Source organism: Microcystis sp. M090S1 (genome assembly GCF_020246295.1).
GTDB lineage: Bacteria > Cyanobacteriota > Cyanobacteriia > Cyanobacteriales > Microcystaceae > Microcystis > Microcystis aeruginosa.
Genome location: NZ_JADBTF010000032.1, coordinates 1 through 3785 on the forward strand (window position 1 = coordinate 1; position 3785 = coordinate 3785).

The 3785-nt window shown below is 44.0% G+C and carries 4 protein-coding genes and 1 pseudogene; 3 read left to right on the plus strand and 2 right to left on the minus strand.

The genetic code is table 11. The features are described 5' to 3' along the window. A partial coding sequence (locus tag IM477_RS01330) for a zinc ribbon domain-containing protein (protein WP_287730208.1) occupies positions 1-189 on the plus strand: 189 nt, incomplete at its 5' end. Positions 190-416: 227 nt separating this feature from the next. Next, on the plus strand, positions 417-1394 hold the full coding sequence (locus IM477_RS01335) for an alpha/beta fold hydrolase (protein WP_287730210.1): 978 nt from the start codon (positions 417-419) through the stop codon (positions 1392-1394). Positions 1395-1622: 228 nt separating this feature from the next. Here the strand turns inward: IM477_RS01335 and IM477_RS01340 are convergent, their stop codons facing one another. Continuing rightward, entirely contained in the window at positions 1623-2267 is a 645-nt protein-coding gene (locus IM477_RS01340) for a hypothetical protein (RefSeq protein ID WP_287730212.1), read from the minus strand. A gap of 102 nt (positions 2268-2369) precedes the next feature. Between IM477_RS01340 and mnmA the strand changes: the two genes are divergently transcribed. After that, positions 2370-3428 (plus strand): tRNA 2-thiouridine(34) synthase MnmA, encoded by a 1059-nt coding sequence (gene mnmA / locus IM477_RS01345; protein ID WP_008201212.1) that lies wholly within the window; start codon positions 2370-2372, stop codon positions 3426-3428. Positions 3429-3517: 89 nt separating this feature from the next. On the opposite strand, the pseudogene IM477_RS01350 reads toward mnmA, so the two are convergent. Beyond that, a pseudogene (locus tag IM477_RS01350) lies at positions 3518-3643 on the minus strand (phycobilisome rod-core linker polypeptide); the annotation flags it as partial. Positions 3644-3785: the final 142 nt, after the last annotated feature.

A 3785-nucleotide genomic window follows, 5' to 3' on the forward strand; every position in this document is an offset into this window, starting at 1 on the left:
AATGTTCGAGAATGGGACTGTCCAGACTGTGGGACACACCATGACCGAGATATTAACGCCAGTAAAAATATTTTGGCCGCAGGGCTTGCGGTGTCAGTCTGTAGAGCGACCATAAGACCAGAACAGAGTAAATCTGTTAATGCAGGTGCGAAAAATCCTTCGGGAAAGAAGCAGAAACCTAAATCGTGAGGTTTGGGAATCACCGTCCGTTTACGGCGGTGAGGATGTCAATGATGATTAGAGTTCTTGCATAATTAATTTTTGAGAGTGCAAAAATGAGAAAAATAGACATAAAATTGCATAAAATTCCTAAATAGAGCATTTAATTGATTAATGCTCATTCTTAATTCTCCTGACGACCGGCTCCTGAATCCTCACCTAAAGGAAGATTTTTGATTGTTACAAGAGGTGTAGTTATGTCTTTATCAATTCGAGTAATTATCCTAGTAGCGACGACAGTTTATCAGACGTTATCTGTTTGGTTAGAAGAACAAAAAGCACCGCCGGGTCATTTGATTAATGTGGGTCAATATCGCTTACATTTTTGTCTAGCGGGAGAGGCTAGTCCCACTATTATTATTGACCATAGTTTAGGAGGAATTGAGGGATATTTTTTGATAGAAGAATTGTCAAAATTAGCTAGGGTTTGTATTTATGATCGAGCCGGTTATGGTTGGAGCGATTCTAGTCCCCATCCGCGAACTAGCTACCAAATTGTTCAGGAATTAGATAAATTACTAACCCAAGCAAAAATAGAACCACCTTATATTTTAGTTGGTGATTCTTTTGGCAGTTATAATGTTCGACTGTATGCTCATCTGTTCCCAGAAAAAGTAGTAGGTTTGGTACTCACCGATGGGTTACACGAGCAGGGAATGCTGAAAATGTCGCCAGCATTAAAGGCATTAAAATTATTTTTCATCTCTGGATTTTTGATGTCGATTATTGGCTCAATTTTAGGCATTATCCGAATTCTGAGAGTTCTGGGAGTTTTTGAATTATTAAAACCAGAACTACGTCGCTTTTCCCCGGATTCTCGTCATCGAGTTAAGCGATCTTTCTGTCGCGCTAAACACTGGATGACGATGAGTAGAGAAATGTTTAATCTCGACCAAAGCGCTCGTCAGGTGAGTGAGGCTAACAATTTCGGTAATTTACCGATAGTTAGTATTAAAGCTAATTCTTTTTTTAAACCTTCTCTTTGGACTCGCTTTATTCCCCTCAAAAGTGCCAACCAACTCCGGGAGGAGATGCACCTAGAATTAGGCAAGTTATCCGGAGATTTTCTGGAAATACAAGCGGATAAAAGTAGTCATTTTGTCTGGATGGATCAACCGGATGTGATGATCGATGCGGTCAGAATTTTGCTTGACAAAATTAACTCTGTGTGCTAAGTAATAGGGACAAATTAACTTCTTGGTGAGGATAGGCAAGAGGCAAGAGATTCGATCGAGATTAGCTGAAATCCTAGAGAATTATTGCATAATTAACTTTTGAGAGTTCAAAAATGAGAAAAATAGGCATGAAGCTATCGTTCATTCTTACTTAATTCTCCTGACTCCTGACGACCGGCTACTGACTGCTGACTCCTAACCCCACCAACAGACTTTTTGCCGCAAACCCTAATTATTGAGGGTAATAATCTCGGCGCTAAAACCCTGTCTAGTTAACTCTTGTAACCGTTGTTTAGCTTGGTATTGTTGCTGAAATAACCCCGCTTGAATAACATTTTCTCCCGCGCGGATAAATGCGAGGGGTTCAATTTCTTGAATTTTTGCCAACGCTGCTGCACTATTACTCCTAACTTCAACGCGAAAGAGTTGATTAGTAGCAATAACCCGCTGCTGTGGTGGGGGAGAAGGGGGTTTATTGGCGCGATTTTCAGGTCTGGGTGCCGGTGGATTGACAGTTGGACGAGGATGATTATTAATCACCGCAGCATCGGCGGGACGCACGGTAGCGGGAGCTTGAAAAACGTATTCTCTCAGGGGTTGATTACCGGAAACTGGGGCAGCCACCGGGGGGCGAACTGATGGAGAATTAACGAGGGGTAAATTTAAGGGTGAACATTGGGAACAATTAACAGCACTGGGACTGTCTGAACGTTTAGTTGGTTGTCTCACCGCCGGCGGTGGGGGCAAACGACGACCGGGATAAAGATTCTGGGCAAAAGATAAGTTTGCTTTTAGCAGCAGCGTTCCTTGAGCGATTATCCCGACTTTTAACCAAAATAGGCCCGAGAAAAACAGTAGGTTTGTTCTCATCATGCTGGTTTGTCCTCACACGAAATTTGGGTACACCATGTCCAAATTTTAAAGTAGGAGATGCTAGTCTAGAAAGTATATTGGTTAAAAATCATTACAAGATTTATGGGAAAAGTTGTTGTCGGTCTATCGGGGGGAGTAGATAGCTCTGTCGCCGCTGCCGCCTTACACGCTCAAGGTTATGATGTTATTGGCTTGACCCTGTGGTTAATGAAGGGTAAAGGTCAATGCTGCTCCGAGGGGATGGTAGATGCGGCCTTTATTTGTGAGCAGCTGGGTGTTCCCCATCATATCGTCGATAGTCGCGAGCTTTTCCAAAAAGAAATTATTGATTATCTGGTTTCCGGTTACGAAGCGGGAATCACACCGCTCCCCTGTTCTCAGTGCAATAAAGCGGTAAAATTTAGCCCGATGCTGCATTATGCTAGGGAAACCTTGCAAACGGATACTATTGCCACCGGTCACTACGCTAGAATTCGTTTTTCTCCCGAAAATAACCGTTATCAACTGCTGCGCGCCGTCGATAAAAATAAAGATCAATCCTATTTTCTCTATGATCTAACTCAAGATGTACTGCGTGGGACTTTATTTCCCTTGGGAGAACAAACCAAGGCAGAAACCCGCAGAATTGCCCAGGAATTCGGCTTAAAAACAGCAGATAAACCCGATAGTCAGGATTTGTGCTTGATTGAAGCTCACGGAACGATGCGATCGTTCTTGGATAAGTATATCGCCGTTAGTGAGGGCGATATCGTCGATCTCGATGGCAAAGTTTTGGGTAAACATAGCGGTATCCATCATTATACGATCGGACAACGCAAAGGCATCGGCATCGCCGCCGCCGAACCTCTCTATGTGGTAAAACTTGATCCCGTCATGAATCGGGTTATCGTCGGTAATCGCGAAAGTGCCGTTAGTGCCGCTTGTCTTGTCGGACGGATGAACTGGGTTTCTATTGCTGAACCTACCACCCCTATCCGCGCTCAAGTACAGGTCCGTTATCGTTCTCCGGCTGTTCCCGTCAATGTTATTCCCCTAGAAAATAATCAAGTGAAGCTGGTTTTCGATGAACCACAATTTAGTATCACCCCAGGCCAAGCAGCCGTGATTTATGAAGGGGAAATCGTCCTCGGTGGGGGGATTATCTCAGGAGCAACCCCATAGGGAGAGCCACCAATTCACAGGATAACCTGATTATGGTTCGCAGGTCATTCTGCCAATTAGGGACTCTCCCTGGCAGGTTTAGCTAAAAATTAACGACGGGGTACAGAAGCCTCGATGTTAATATTCATAGCGGAGATTCTTGGTACAGGATTGCCTTTGGCGCTACCGAGACCCCGGGCCATAGCCAAGAAGCTGGAAGGATCGCCAGCTTTGGGTTATGGTAAATATTTTGACATCCTCGCCGCCCTAAAAGTGCGGCGATTCCTAAACCTCACGATTTAAGTTTCTGCTTCCACCACCGTCGCATACCACAGTTAAAAAACCATGTACTGTCTTACACAGAGTCCACAGACTTTC

Coding starts and splice junctions, on each gene's coding strand:
- mnmA (WP_008201212.1), top strand. CDS start 2,370: ATGGGAAAAGTTGTTGTCGGTCTATCGGGGGGAGTAGATAGCTCTGTC.
- IM477_RS01340 (WP_287730212.1), bottom strand. CDS start 2,267: ATGATGAGAACAAACCTACTGTTTTTCTCGGGCCTATTTTGGTTAAAA.
- IM477_RS01335 (WP_287730210.1), top strand. CDS start 417: ATGTCTTTATCAATTCGAGTAATTATCCTAGTAGCGACGACAGTTTAT.